The organism is Variovorax sp. SG517 (assembly GCF_013376045.1).
Classification (GTDB): domain Bacteria; phylum Pseudomonadota; class Gammaproteobacteria; order Burkholderiales; family Burkholderiaceae_C; genus Variovorax.
This window is the reverse complement of the sequence record NZ_JABMJG010000006.1, coordinates 324983-338871: the sequence shown is the minus strand read 5'-3', so window position 1 is coordinate 338871 and position 13889 is coordinate 324983. Positions and strand designations below refer to the sequence as shown.

The 13889-nt window shown below is 66.7% G+C and carries 13 protein-coding genes; 5 read left to right on the top strand and 8 right to left on the bottom strand.

The genetic code is table 11. From position 1 onward, the window contains the following. Positions 1-14: 14 nt before the first annotated feature. The 8 genes from FHT32_RS20215 to FHT32_RS20180 form a co-directional block, all read right to left on the bottom strand. Entirely contained in the window at positions 15-1193 is a 1179-nt protein-coding gene (locus FHT32_RS20215) for an ABC transporter substrate-binding protein (protein ID WP_176666376.1), read from the bottom strand. 89 nt (positions 1194-1282) lie between these two features. Next, positions 1283-1927: an isochorismatase family protein gene (locus FHT32_RS20210; protein ID WP_176666375.1), complete on the bottom strand. Its 645-nt coding sequence runs from the start codon at positions 1925-1927 to the stop codon at positions 1283-1285. After that, positions 1924-2967: a 2,5-dihydroxypyridine 5,6-dioxygenase gene (locus FHT32_RS20205; protein WP_176666374.1), complete on the bottom strand. Its 1044-nt coding sequence runs from the start codon at positions 2965-2967 to the stop codon at positions 1924-1926. The genes FHT32_RS20210 and FHT32_RS20205 overlap by 4 nt, the downstream gene beginning before the upstream one ends. Positions 2968-2990: 23 nt before the next feature. Then, positions 2991-3986, bottom strand: a complete 996-nt coding sequence (locus FHT32_RS20200; RefSeq protein ID WP_176666373.1) for an amidohydrolase family protein — start codon at positions 3984-3986, stop codon at positions 2991-2993. Between the two features lie 17 nt (positions 3987-4003). Beyond that, complete coding sequence (locus tag FHT32_RS20195) at positions 4004-4519, bottom strand: nuclear transport factor 2 family protein (protein ID WP_176666372.1); 516 nt, start codon at positions 4517-4519, stop codon at positions 4004-4006. Next, a complete protein-coding gene (locus FHT32_RS20190; protein WP_176666371.1) occupies positions 4516-5826 on the bottom strand; it encodes an aromatic ring-hydroxylating dioxygenase subunit alpha in 1311 nt (436 codons plus the stop codon). Before FHT32_RS20190 ends, FHT32_RS20195 begins: the two co-directional genes overlap by 4 nt. 9 nt (positions 5827-5835) lie before the next feature. Beyond that, positions 5836-7107 (bottom strand): NAD(P)/FAD-dependent oxidoreductase, encoded by a 1272-nt coding sequence (locus FHT32_RS20185; RefSeq protein WP_176666370.1) that lies wholly within the window; start codon positions 7105-7107, stop codon positions 5836-5838. After that, the gene (locus tag FHT32_RS20180) at positions 7104-7421 is read right to left on the bottom strand and encodes a non-heme iron oxygenase ferredoxin subunit (protein ID WP_176666369.1); all 318 of its coding nucleotides are present in this window, start codon (positions 7419-7421) and stop codon (positions 7104-7106) included. The genes FHT32_RS20185 and FHT32_RS20180 overlap by 4 nt, the downstream gene beginning before the upstream one ends. Positions 7422-7852: 431 nt before the next feature. On the opposite strand from FHT32_RS20180, the gene FHT32_RS20175 reads away from it, so the two are divergent. The 5 genes from FHT32_RS20175 (at position 7853) to FHT32_RS20155 (ending at position 13842) form a co-directional block, all read left to right on the top strand. Beyond that, on the top strand, positions 7853-10234 hold the full coding sequence (locus FHT32_RS20175) for a xanthine dehydrogenase family protein molybdopterin-binding subunit (RefSeq protein ID WP_176666368.1): 2382 nt from the start codon (positions 7853-7855) through the stop codon (positions 10232-10234). Then, a complete protein-coding gene (locus FHT32_RS20170) occupies positions 10231-11082 on the top strand; it encodes a xanthine dehydrogenase family protein subunit M (protein ID WP_176666367.1) in 852 nt (283 codons plus the stop codon). The genes FHT32_RS20175 and FHT32_RS20170 overlap by 4 nt, the downstream gene beginning before the upstream one ends. A 6-nt stretch (positions 11083-11088) precedes the next feature. Then, the gene (locus tag FHT32_RS20165; protein WP_176666366.1) at positions 11089-12306 is read left to right on the top strand and encodes a 2Fe-2S iron-sulfur cluster-binding protein; all 1218 of its coding nucleotides are present in this window, start codon (positions 11089-11091) and stop codon (positions 12304-12306) included. Positions 12307-12424: 118 nt separating this feature from the next. Further along, positions 12425-13231, top strand: coding sequence for an alpha/beta fold hydrolase (locus FHT32_RS20160; protein WP_176666365.1), 807 nt, complete (start codon positions 12425-12427; stop codon positions 13229-13231). Between the two features lie 74 nt (positions 13232-13305). After that, positions 13306-13842, top strand: coding sequence for a MarR family transcriptional regulator (locus tag FHT32_RS20155; protein ID WP_176666364.1), 537 nt, complete (start codon positions 13306-13308; stop codon positions 13840-13842). Positions 13843-13889: the final 47 nt, after the last annotated feature.

The window sequence follows — 13889 nt, the reverse complement described above, 5'->3', positions numbered from 1 at the left end:
CTGCAGTCTCTGCGTTACTTGGCCGCGCCCTGGATGCGTCCGTAGTCGGGCTGCATCTCGAAGGTCCGGAACTCGCGGTTGACGAAGCGCCCCGACGAATCCTTCTCGACCACCCGCATGTAGACGTTCTGCACGAACTCGCGGGAGGCGGGGTCGATCTTCACCGGGCCGCGCGGGCTCTCCCACGAGAAGCCCTTGGCGGCGGCAAGGCCCTTGGGCCCGTCGCGCTTGCCGTCCGTTGCCTTGACCATGTGATAGATCACATGCAGGCCGTCGTACGCATTCGCGAGCTGGACGGTCGGGATGGCCTTGGGTGCCACCTCGGCCAGCGCCTTGACCGCGGCATTGTTCAGCGGCGAGTTGTGCGTCGCCGAATAGAACATGCCGGTCTCGATTCCCAGCAGCTCGGGGCCGATCGCGCGCAGCTGGTCTTCATCCGTCTCGCCCGTGCCCAGGAAGCGCACGCCCGCGGCCTTCAACCCTGCTTCGTTGTAGGCCTTGATCATTGCGTAGGTGGCCGGCCCTCCAGGACCGAAGACGTACAGCGCATCGGGCTTGAGCGCCTTCACGCGCTGCATCAGGGGGCCGAAGTCCGTCGTCTTCAGCGGCGCGCGGATGGCCTCGAGCAGCTTGCCGCCTCCGGCGACGAACGCGGTGTTGAAGGCCTTCTCGGCGTCGAGGCCGGGACCGAAGTCGCTGACCAGCGACACGACGTTCTTCACGTTCTTCTCGAGCGCGTACTTGGCCACCGGCACGGCCATCTGCGGCAGCGTGTAGGAGGTGCGCAGCAGGTAGTCGGACTTCTCGAGAAGCGACGAGGTCGACGCGTTGAAGATCACGACGGGCACCTTCGCCTCCTGCGCGAGCGCGGCGACAGCCAGCGTATCGGGCGTGAAGTACAGGCCGGCGATGTGCTGGGCGCCTTCCTTGATGATGAGCTCCTGGGCCAGTGCCTTGGCCTGCGCGGGATTGATGTCAGGCAGGTCGCGGTAGATGACCTCGATCGTGTGCCCGCCCGCGGTGGTGCCGTTGAGCTTCTGGTAGGCCTTGGTCGCCCCTTCCCAGGTCTGCCCCACCGCGGAGAAGGATCCGGACATGGGTGCGATCACACCCACCTTGATGACGTCGGCGCGGCTTTGCAGCGCGAGCGTCGCGAGTGAGACCGCGATCGCGGCAACGAGTTTGAGGGTCATCTTCTTCTCCAGGTAGTGGGGGTCGCTGGCGGGGCATTCGCCCGGGTTTTGACGAGAGGTGGGTCGGGAATCGTGGGCTCGGGCTGGCTTCAGGCCAGCACGCCGTGCGGCTGCGCTGCTTCAGTCGCCTGCAGTGCGGCGTCGCGGGGCATCAAGGTCGCGTACTTCTGGTCCATGTCGAAGAGGTTGGCCTCGTGCGCCTGCAACGACCGGTCGCCCACGCAGTCCGTGACGACCAGGGGTCGAAAGCCGTGGCACATGGCATCGACCACGCTGGCGCGGACGCACCCGCTGGTGGTGCATCCCGCGATCAGCAGCGTCTGCACGCCGCGTTGCGACAACCAGGAAGCCAGCGAGGTACCGAAGAAAGCCGACGGATGGATCTTGCGCAGCACCAGCTCGCCGCTGCGCGGCTGCAGCTGCGCGACGATCTGGCTTTGCGGCGCGTCCTCGCGCAGGGCCAGGATGGGCGGCACCTTGAGCGCGAAGATGTTGGCGTCGGCGCCATCGTCCTGGTACACGACCCGCGTGTGGACGATGGGCCATCCGCGCTCGCGCGCGGCGGCCAGCAGGCCGCGAGTGCATTCGATGGCCGGCTCGATGTTGCCGCCGCCGAACTTGAGCGGATCGGCGAATCCGTTGACGAAGTCGATGATCAGCAGGCCGTACGGCGCCTTCGGCGCGACGGCATTGCCGAAGCCCTGCTTCTGGTAGATGTCCGGATCGGCGCTCATCGGAAGGCCTCGTCGATGACCTTGCCGTCGCGAACCACGACGACGTCGTCGAGCTTCACCGTGCAGTTGCGCAAGGGAATGTCCAGGTGGCACGGCGTGGTGCGAGGCCCTCCGGCCTCGTTGTTGGGGCCCAGCGAGAACAGGAAGTTGCCTTCGAACGCACGCGCGTCCTGTCCGGAAGTGGCTTCGCGGTCCACCAGCGACAGCGTGTGCCAGTAGCAGCGCGGCTGCATCCCCCAGCCGATGTGCGCGATGGCGTAGGCCTCGGGGTCCTTGTAGGCCTCCATGAACTCGCGCAGCAGGGTGGCGTCGATGTCACCCTCGATGCTGCGCACGAAGCCTTCGCGCAGCTGCATGGTGACCTTGTCGGAGACGTAGTTCTTCTGCGGCAGCAGGATGTCGCCGCGATCGATCACGATGGTGCCGTCGCTGCCGCCCTCGTTGGCGAAGGTGAAGAGGAAGCCGCTGGGCCAGTGGTCCCAGCGCCCGGGCTCCTCGCAGAAGCCGTACTCGGAGATGGTCGGGTAATCGCCGAGCTTGAAGGTCACGTCCGTGCCGGCCGGCGAAGTCACGTGCATCTTCCTGGCGGCCTTGAGCAGCTTCGATGCGGCGAGCACCCGCTCGCGATCGGCCTCCGTGGGCACAGCCCGCACCAGCACCTCGGGCGGTTCGACGGCCAGGAGGATCTTCGTCCCCGACTCGAGGATCTCCATCTGCTCGGGCGAGAACAGCAGCAGCATCAGGTCCAGGACGATGTCGCTGTTCTTCATGGCCGCGAGCGCGACCGGGTTGTTGGTGAGGGGCGTTTCCCCCAGGTAGTTCATCAGGTCGCGGCTGGGCGCCTTCTCCGCGTTGATGGGCTGCAGCTCGATCCGGGTGACGACTGCGCCCGCGGCCTGCGCCGCGATCGTGGCGGTCTGCAGCGTCTGCGGATGGGTGTGGGGACCGCACAGGATCGAGACCTTCTGTCCGCGCTCCACCTTGCTGAGCTTCAGAACCTCGTCCCAGGCCTTGACCATTTGATAATCGCTGACTGGCATGTTTCGTCCTCTGTTTGAAAGTGTCAGATCTGCAGGAGCGCAAGGTCCTGCGGGCTGCCGAGCTTGAAGAGCCGGCGCGCATTGCCGTGGCACACCAGCTCGCGGGTGCGTGCGTCAAGCGGCGCCTGCTCGATGAAGGCGCAGGCCTCGGCGGTGGATTCGTAGGGGTAGTCCACGGAGAACAGCACGGCCTGGGCGCCGAGCTCGCCGATGGCGCCCAGCAGCGCCGGCGCGGAGCACACGCCGGACGTCGTGATCAGGATGTTGCTGCCGATGTACTCGCTGGGCTTGCGTGCCAGCTTGATGCCTGAGGGATACGCGGCGAAGCGGCTGTCGATGCGCCAGCGTTGATACGGCAGTGCCTCGCCCATGTGGCCCAGCAGCAGCGTCAGCCGCGGGAAGCGGTCGAACACCCCGCCGAACAGCAGGCGCAGTGCGTGCCCCGCCGTCTCCACGCCCCAGCCCCAGGTGGCCCCCTGAAGGACCGGCATGCCCTCCAGCAGCGCCGGCGGCTGGCTGAACGCGTTGGGGTGCAGATAGATGGGCACGCCGAGTGCCTCCGCGCGCTCCCAGAACACGTCGAACTCGCTGCCTTCGTAATAGCGGCCCAGGGTGTGGCCGTTGATCAGCGCGCCCTTGAAGCCGCACTCGACGACGGTGCGCTCGAGTTCTCGAGCTGCGGCCGCCGGGTCCTGGAGCGCGACGTGCGCGAAGGCGCCGAAGCGCTGCGGATGGCGTGCCACGCGCTCGGCGAGGAACTCGTTGTTCTCGCGCGCGCGCCGCACGGCGGCGGCGCCGTCCGTCTCGGCCTGTACGCCGGGCATCGTCTGCGACAGCACGGCGTACTCGATGTTGCCGGCGTCCATCTCGGCCAGGCGCTGGTCGTCGAAGTCGCCGAGCCTGGCGTCGAGCCGCGCCACGAAGTCGGCCGGCAGCGCTCGCGTGTACTTCGCGGAATAGGCGTCGAAGCCCGGGGCGCTGAAGTGCTCTTCGAGCGCGATCTTGGGGGTTGGATTCATTGGGGTCCTCAATGGATTCAGGCCGGGTACGCCAGGGCCGTGTCGAGAATTTCCGTGTCGTGCACCACCTCGCGGCTTGCGATGAGCAGCCGTTCGCCGTCGCGCACGAAGCGGTCGTGATAGATGCCCGCGAGATGCACGGTGGAAGGCCCCTCGACCAGGGTCTGCATCAGGATGAAAGGCGTCTGCGAGCTGATCGTGTCGCCCGTGTCTTGAAGCACGCGCGTGATTCCCAGCACATGCAGCATGTGCCGTGGCGCGAACATCTGCGAATGCGCCACCGCGAGCGCGCGGTCGGTGATCATGTCCAGGCCCTCGCAGTAGACGAGGCCCACGGGCATGTCCAGCAGCGCGTTCTGGCGCGAGGTGATCCGGTAGGTCGCGTCCTTGCTGAAGAATTCGGGCCAGCGCTCGATGTCATTGGCATCGAGGGCGGCGCAGTACTCGACATGGAAGGAGTCGACCTCGGTGCGCAGCTCGGCCGCGCGGCGCGGCGAGATCGTGGACCTGGCGTAGGCGAGCCGCTCTTTCATGCTGCCATCTCCGCGACACGGATGCCCATGACTTCCCGGTAGTACTGGTAGAGCGACCGGATGCACGACTCCGAGATCAGGTTGCGCGCCGTTCCCTGGTGGCCCGCATCGAGCTTGACGACGTTGTTGTCGGTGGACGAATTGCGGATGCCCTCCTGCACGAACTTCAATGCCTCGTTGTCCTCGAGGCCCAGAAAGCCGGAGGGGCCCATCAGGTTGCCCTGCCGAAGGCGGTGCCGCGTCATCTCGGGCGTGTCGTCCTCATAGCCGAACATGGTCCACTGCATCACCATGCTGTTCGGGCCGTTCGGAATGATCTGGCGCACGCCCATCGTGTTCATCTGGCGCTGCACGATCAGGTTCGGCCACATGGTCATCATGTTGGCGGACCAGGGCGAATCGAACTCGCGCACGTAGTCCAGGAACCGCTCGTCGCGCAGCCGGAGGTTGTCGCTGAACGACCGCATCTCCGCCTTGTCGTCGGCGGCGACAGTGGCATAGACCTGGTCGGGCTTGGACGACGCCATGTAACCGTGGCGGCCATGTTCCTTGTCGGCGAAGACGATCGACTTGATGCCGGGCACCAGAAGGCCGAACACCACGAGGAACGAGTGCAGCAGCGTCGCGTGATACGGGTCCTTGAGGTTCTCGTGGTACATCTTCCAGTTGCACGGAAGCTCGTTGCGGCAGTAGCCCAGGATCCTGAGCTTCTTGCCCGAGAACGGAACGTCGAACTCCTCCACGATCTCCTTGGTCATGTACTCCTCCAGCGGAGGAGTCTTGTCGGAGTAGGTGGCGAACACCACGCCGTTGCGCGTGGCCACGCGAAGCTGCCGGGTACCGTGTTCCGCGTTCTTGAAGTCCGGCGGCATGCCGCCAACCTTGTTGATTCCACGCTTGAACGGAACGCCCTGCAGGTTGCCCTTGAGGTCATACGACCACTGGTGGTAGGGGCAGACGAACTCCTTCGCGTTGCCGTGGCTGGAGCGGCAGAATTCGGCGCCGCGGTGGGCACAGCGGTTCTCGAAGACGGAGATCGTGTCGTCTTCCGCGCGAACGATCACCACGGCCGTGGCGCCGACGTAACCTCGCTTGTAGTCGCCGGGGTTCGGGATCTCGGCTTCCAGCGCGACGAAGTTCCAGGTGTCGCCGCGGAAGATGCGCTCGATCTCCTGGTCGTAGATGGCCTGGCTGGTGTAAACCCAGTCCGGAATGTTGTTGAGCGCGTCCGCGGGCCAGACGCACTGCTCCAGGGGCGGATTCTTTCGGGCATTCGTGATGCCGATGACCGCCTGCGATTGATACATGAAAGCTCCTTAGGCTGTGAGGGGTGGTTGAACGGTGGAAGGGGTGCCGCCTCGCATCTGCTTGGCCCATGCGCGCAGATCGGTGGCGTCCCGCAGGAATTCGTCGAGCAGCACCGGGCGCCGCTGCTCGAAGAGGGGCCGGATGGCGCGCAGATCGGCGCCGGCGTTGATGGCCACGCCGTGCAGCGGAACGCCACCGCAGTGGCCGATCCACAGCGCCTTGCCGGCGGCCGGATCGCCCCGGCGCACGTATTCGAGACCGGGGCCCGGCAGGCCCAGCATCTGGATGTTGTGTTGGCCCTGGTCGGTCCAGAACCAGGGCACCGCCGGCGCTGGGCCGGCCGCACCGAGCATGGCGGCCGCGGCGGTGCGTGCCTGCTCGTTGGCGTTCTGCCAGGACTCCAGGCGCCTCGGCGTCGCGTGCCCCGGGCGTTGCTGGCTGGTGCAGTCGCCGCACGCGAACACGTGCTCGTCGCTGGTGCGACACTGCGCGTCTACGAGCACGCCGCCGCCCGCCGCGATCTCCAGGCCCGCATCGCGGGCCAGTGCGTCGTTGGGCGAGAGGCCGATGGCCACGACAATCTCGTCCGCCTCCAGATCGCCGGCATGGGTCGACAGGCGCATGCGGCCGTCGGGCAGAGGTTGGACGCCTTCGAGGGCAGTACCGAGCAGGAGCCGCGCGCCTGCCTGCCGCAGACCGGATTCGAGCCACGCAGACGCTTCCGGCGGAAGGAACCGATCGAGCAGGGACGTCGCGCGCTCGATCACGGTCACCGCCGCGCCGGCCGACAACGCGGAGTTGGCGATCTCGAGGCCAAGAAAGCCGCCACCCAGGATCGCGACCCGCGGCTTGCCCTGAAGGGCCGCGCGCAACCGCCGCGCGTCGTCGAGGGTGCGCACGTAGTGCACGTGCGGCCGGCCCGCCGGTGCGCACGCCAGCGTGCTGGCCTCGCCGCCCGTGGCGATCAAACACATGTCGTACGTGAGCACCTGGCCGTCGGCAAGGCGAACCTGTCGCTTCGAGAGATCCAGGGCTACCGCATCGGCGTTGCTTCGCAGATCGATGTCGCCAAGTGCCCAGGCGTCCTGCGCGAGGACGTCGAGGCTCGGCTCCTCGGCCGCCACCAGCACGGCTTTGGACAACGGGGGGCGCTCATACGGCCTGTGACGCTCCCGCCCCAGCATCGTGATGCGTCCGCGGTAGCCGTGTTCGCGCAGCGCATGGGCGGCGACCGCCGCAGCCTGGCCCGCACCAACGATGACGATGCCGGGCGAAGTCATTTCGCGGCCGGCGACATCACGTAGATGTCATCGCCTTCCTGCTTCACGGCGTGAGTGCGCAGGTCCACGGTGACCGGCGCGCACATCGCCTTGCCCGTGCGGATGTCGAAGCGGCCCTGGTGCAGCGGGCATTCGACACAGCCGTCTTCGACATAGCCCTCCGACAGCAGCGCAGTGGCATGCGTGCACATGCTGTCCGTGGCGAAGAACTCGTCGTCGATACGAAACAGCGCGACGCCGTGGCCTTCGACGCTGACGGTTTTCGCTTCATCGTTTTTCAGCTCTCGCGCCGAAGCGACTTTGATCCAGTTCATGGCTCCATCCGGTGATTTCCGGACCTCTCATAATTAGTCAGTGAACTGTCATATTAGTTGGACGTTCCTGTGATTTCAAGTACGGGTTTTTACTGTCCGACGCTGCACCAGATTGGATTCAGCATGCAGGAAATAAACGCCACAAAGGGGCGAAAATGCCAATGCAGATGCACCACTTTCGAGATATCGATCTGTTAGGGTTTGCATCGACAGCGGCTGTCTTCCATTGCTCCAACATCGGCCATATACTTGTGCCAGTGAACTGTCATATCGTGCGACTCAGATGTCGAAACGCACGTTGGCGGTCAAGGCCCTTGTGCGGGGTGCGGCGAAGGGACTTTTTCTTGCGCGTCGATCACCAGGGCAGTGCCGGGCATGGGCGGACTCGATGGAGTCCGGCACCAGGAAACCAGTCAAGGAAAAGGAAACGCATGGACCGAGCAGACATTCCGGCGAGGCTGTTGAAGCGCGAGGGCATCGGCGCCCGGGTGCCTCGCAAGGAGGACGCGCGCCACCTTGTGGGAAAAGGCAACTTCGTGGGGGACTTCGTGCTGCCGGGCCTGCAGGAGGTCGCGTTCCTGCGCAGCCCGCTCGCGCATGCGGTCGTCACCGGCGTCGAGATTCCCGAGGCGCTCGCGGGGAAGGTGTTCCTGCGCGACATGATGTCCGATGCGGCGGACATCGGATCGCCGTCTTCGGTGCCCACCTACCAGTACTCGGCACTGCCGCCGTTGGCGTCGGGCAAGGTCCGTCACGTCGGCGAGGCCATCGCGATGGCGGTGGCCCCGACGCGCGCCATGGCGGAAGACCTGCTGGAGGAAGTGGAGGTCTCGTACGACGAACTGCCCGTGTACCACAGCGCGGATTCCGCGCTTGCGGCCACGGGGGAGTTCATGCACCCCGAATGGAAGGACAACGTCTTTCTCACGCTGCGGGCCGATCGCGACTTCGAAGAACTCGCCGCGAAGGCCGAGGTGAAGGTCAGCCGCACGGTCGAGCTGTCGCGCCAATGCATCGTGCCGCTGGAGGGAAAATCTGTCTTGGCCTATTGGGACTTCCAGACCGACCAGCTCGTGGTCGTCAGCGCCACCCAGGTCCCGCATCTGCTACGCGTGGGCATCGCCCAGCACCTCGCGATGAACGAGGAAGCCGTGCGGGTCGTGTCACCGGACGTCGGCGGCGCCTTCGGCTACAAGGGACAGCTCTATCCCGAAGACCTCTGCGTCGCCTGGCTGGCCAAGACGTATCGCACGCCGTTTCGCTACCTCGAGGATCGGCGCGAGCACCTGATCGTCGGCGCCAACACGCGCCAGCATCACTACCGGCTCACGGCCTATGCGGACCGCACGGGCAAGCTGCTGGCGCTGGATGCCGTCATCACCATCGACGGCGGCGCCTATTCCTACTACCCCTTCTTCGTCGGCCTGGAGCCTGGCCAGGCGATCGGCAATCTGCCCGGGCCCTACAGCTTCCGCGGCTATCGGTGCGAGACCCTGTGCGTTGCGACCAACAAGCCGGGATTCATGGCCTACCGTGGCGTCGCGCGCACCGGCGTCTGCTTCGCGATCGAGCTGCTCATGGACGCCGTGGCCCGCGAGGTGGGGCGCGAGCCGTGGGAGGTACGGCTGGAGAACCTGGTTCCAGCCTCGGCCATGCCCTATGTGAACGTGGCGAACAAGCACTTCGACAGCGGCGACTTCCAGGCAAGCCTGCGCCGCGCCGTGGAGATGATCGGACTGAAGGCCGTGCGCGAGCGCCAGGCGCGCGGCGAGCCCGACGGGCGGCTGATCGGCTTCGGCACGGCCACCTATACCGAGCAGTCCGCCCACGGCACGACCGTGTTCGCGAACTGGGGCCTGCCGGTGGTGCCTGGCTTCGACCAGGCGGTCGTCAGGATGACCGCGGACGGCGGACTCGAAGTGCGCGTGGGCGTGCACTCGCACGGCCAGGGCATGGAGACCAGCTTCGCGCAGATCGCCAACGACGTGCTCGGCATTCCGGTGGCACGGATCCGGGTGGTGCATGGGGACACGGCGCTTACGCCGTTTTCCTCGGGCACCTACGCCTCGCGCGCCACCGTCATGTCGGGAGGCGCCATCTCTGTCGCGTGCAAGGAACTGCTGCCGCGCATCCAGTCGATCGCAGCCTACCTCATGGGTGTGGATGCGCAGACCGTCGCCTTGATCGAAGGACGCGCCGTATCAGGCGACAAGTCGATCCCGCTGTCGGAGGTCGGGGGCGCGTGGTACCTCACGCCGCAGGACCTTCCCGCCGACGTTCATCTCGGCGGCCTGGAGGTGTCCCGTGCATACAAGCCCAAGGTCGACACCGGCACCTTCACCTATGCGACGCACGCGGTGGTGGTGGCCGTCGACATCGAAACCGGCGAGGTCGAGATCCTCGACTACGTGGTCGTGGAGGACTGCGGGACCATGGTCAATCCGATGATCGTGGAGGGCCAGACCATTGGCGGCATCGCACAGGGCATCGGCACCGCGATGTACGAGGAGAGTCCGTACGACGAACAAGGCCAGCCGCTGGCCTCCACCCTGGCCGACTACATCCTTCCGGGCGCCACCGAGGTGCCGCGCATCCGCATCGACCATTTCGAGACACCTTCGCCGCACACCGAATTCGGAGCCAAGGGCGTGGGCGAAGGCGGTGCGATCGCGCCGCCGGCGGTGATCTTCAACGCGGTGAACGACGCCCTGCGCGGCACCGGCGCTGCCGAGGTGCTCATGACGCCGCTGACGCCGCGCCGCCTGCTCGCGGCCCTCGAGGGCGCGAATCGCGAAGAGGAGCACGCCCGATGAAAGCGCCGAAGTTCGCATACACGCGCGTCCTCGATGTCGGCGAGGCGATCGCTGCACTGGCGGCAGGCGCAGGCGCCACGAAGGCCATGAGCGGGAGCCAGTCCCTCGGCCCGATGCTCAACCTGAGGCTGGCGCGGCCTGCCCACGTGGTCGACGTCGCGCAGATTCCCAGCCTGCGCACTGTCAGCCGCAAGGGCGACTGGATCGAGATCGGTGCCGCCGTCACCCATGCGGAGATCGAGGACGGCGTGCACTCGCCGCTGGCCGCGCATCCCATGCGCCAGGTCGCAGGCGGGATCGCCTACCGCGCGATCCGTACCCGAGGCACCGTGGGCGGCAGCCTGGCGCATGCCGACCCCGCAGCCGACTGGGTGGTGGTGCTGGCGGCACTCGGCGCGCGCCTGGTGGTCAGGTCGCCGCGCGGCGAACGCACGATCGACGCCGATGCGTTCATGCTCGGCGCCTACACGACCGTGCTCGAGTCCGATGAACTGATCGTGTCGGTCGCCGTGCCTTCGGAAACCTCCTCCATGCATTGGGGATATCACAAGGTCTGCCGCAAGCCGGGCGAGTTCGCGGAAGCCAGTGCGGCGGTGTATTTCGACGCTTCGCGCGAGCGTGCGCGGATCGTCCTCGGGGCGGCCGACGGCCCTCCCCTTCTGCTGCTTGCGCTCGCAGCCGAGATCGCGCACCGCGGTGCCGGCGCGGCCGGCCGCGAGTCGCTACGGGCGGCCGTGCGCGCCGCGCTCCCTGAACGCGACGCCATCGACCAAAAGCTCTTCACCGCCTGCCTGGAGCGTGCACTCGAGCAGTCCGGCGTCCTGGCCGGTGCCAAACACGCGGAGTAAAAAGACTTGGACCCGATTGCCATTCAAGTGAACGGTCGCAGCATCAGCCGGCCGGCCGAGCCCAGGGTGCATCTGGGCGATTTCCTGCGCGACGAACTGCGCCTCACCGGAACCCACCTCGGCTGCGAGCACGGCGTGTGCGGCGCTTGCACGGTGCTCATCGACGGCCAGCCCACGCGCTCGTGCATCACCTTCGCCGTGGCATGCGAAGGCCGGGAAGTCACCACCATCGAGGGCTACGACGGCGATGCGGCGATGCAGCGGCTGCGGCAGGCATTCACGCGCCACCATGCGTTGCAGTGCGGCTTCTGCACGCCGGGAATGCTGACCACGGCACGTGACATCGTGCTTCGCCTGCCCGACGCCGACGAAGCGCGCGTGCGCCTCGAGCTGTCGGGCAACCTGTGCCGCTGCACGGGTTACCAGGGCATCGTCGACGCCATCCTGGAGGTGCTCCAGCAGCAGCGCGACACCCCCGACGCGCAGTTCGAGCAGCTGCGCCAGCGACTGGTCGCACCGCGAACGGTCGCGCTGAAACGCGTTGCTGCAGCGGCGCCCACCGAATCGCCGGTGCCGTCGCCCGGCAGGACCGCGGCATCCGGTCCGGCCGCCGCGGCGGACATGGCGGAGGTCGATCCCGTGGCGATGGCCAAGGCCAAGGCGAAAGGCAACGCCATCGAGGTCCATTTCGACGTGCCTCATCCGGTCGACCGGGTGTGGGCATTCATGGGCGACTTGCCCGCAGTGGCGTCCTGCCTGCCGGGCGCGACCATCGAGTCGCACGAGGGCGAAAGAGTCAAGGGCACGATCGCCATCAAGTTCGGGCCGATGTCCGCAGCCTTCGCCGGGGCGGCCCGGCTGGAACGCGACGATGCCGCCAGGCGCGCTGTCCTTCGAGGTGCGGGCCAGGACAGCCTGAGCAAGTCGCGCACCCAGGGCGACATCACCTATCGGCTCGAAGCGCTGGCTGCCGACAGCACCCGGGTCCACGTGGACATGATCTACGCGCTTCAGGGGCCGCTCGCGCAGTTCTCGCGCTCGGGGCTCGTGAAGGATTTCGTACGCCGCATGGTGGCGGACTTCGGCAAGCAGATCTCCCGTCGGCTGAGCGGGCAGGCGGCTTCGATCGACGAGCCGCAGCCCACGGTCTCCATGGCCGCGATGATGTGGAGCGTGCTGTGGAGCCGCATTCGAGGCTGGTTCGGAAGGCCGCCGCAGTCATGAGACCGTTCGTGCCGGCTGCCGCATCCCTTCCAGCGCAGCGGCGAAGGTTCGTGTCGATGCCGTTTGCGTCGCCAGCCGGGGCGGGAGCAGTCGGTGAATGGAACACCTCGGAGTCGCAATGAGTTCATTTCTTCATGGCTACCACGTGCGCGCCAACGGGGTTCGGCTGCACCTGCTGCGCTATGGCGGCCAGGGCCCGCGGCTGCTCCTGTTGCCCGGCATCACGAGCCCGGCCATCACGTGGGGCTTCGTCGCCGAGCGGCTGGCTCGCCACTTTGACGTCCATGTGCTGGACTTCCGCGGGCGGGGCCTGTCCTCCAGCGTGCCCGGCATGGACGCCAGCCTCGACGCCATGGCGGGCGACGTGCTCGATCTGCTGGAGGTCCAGGAGTGGTCGTCGGTCACGCTGCTGGGGCACTCCATGGGGGCGCGCGTCGCGATCCGCGCCGCGTCGCGCGACGCGCGCCGCCTCGACAGGTTGCTGCTGATCGATCCGCCCGTCTCCGGCCCCGGCCGCCGCCCCTATCCCGTGCCGCTGTCGTGGTATGTGGATTCCATCCGGACGGCCATCCAGGGCATCACGGCCGACGAACTGCGTCCCTACGCGCCGAGTTGGACGAACGAACAACTGCAGCTGCGCGCCGAGTGGCTCCACACGTGCAGCGAGGAGGCGGTGGTCCGGGCGCATGCCGGTTTTCACGGCGACGACATCCACGCCGATCTGGCGAGGTTGCAGACGCCCGGGCTGCTCATGACGGCCGGGCGCGGCGGCGTGGTGCTCGCCGAAGACCTGGCGGAGATCGAAACCCTCGCACCCCACTTGAAGCAGTGCACGGCCAGCGGCGCCGGCCACATGATCCCGTGGGACGACGAGCTGGACTTCCACCGCCTGTTGGGCGAGTACCTCGAGGTCGACCTGCTGTAGTGGCGGGCGCTCTCGTTCCTTTGCATATGGGGGAGCCGATACACTCGCCGGCTGACACTATTGGCGATCTCGAGATGATGACGAAGCGTTCTCCCGCCCGGAAGAAGACAGGTGGCACCACGGACGTGGAAGCGCCAAAGCCCAAGGGTCCAGAGCCATTCAATCCGCTGCGCGAAGTCATGTGGCGGCGTCCGGGCTTCCTGATCCGCCGGCTCACTCAGATCGGCCAGGCGATCTTCTTCGATCTCTGCAAGTCCGAGAGCATCACGCCGCTGCAGATCGGCATGTTGACCGCGCTTTCGATGAATCCGTGGCTCGATCAGAAGGCTCTCGGTCGCGAGCTTTCACTGGATCGAACGACGACGGCCGAAGTGGTCAAGCGCCTGGTCGACAAGGGGCTGGTCGAGACTCGCGTCAATCCGGACGATCGTCGATCGAGGCTGTCGGTGATCACCCAGGACGGGCTGAACCTGATCAACGACCTGCAGGAAAGCATCCACCGCTCGCAGGAACTGCTGATCGAGCCGCTGTCGCCCGAGGATCGCGCCGTCTTCATGAAGCTGCTGGCTCAGCTCGTGGATGCCCACGAGAAGATGGAGAAGCAGGGCTAGCCCTTCTGGCTCGAAGCTCCGCGTCGTCCTACCGTGTGCCCGGCGCT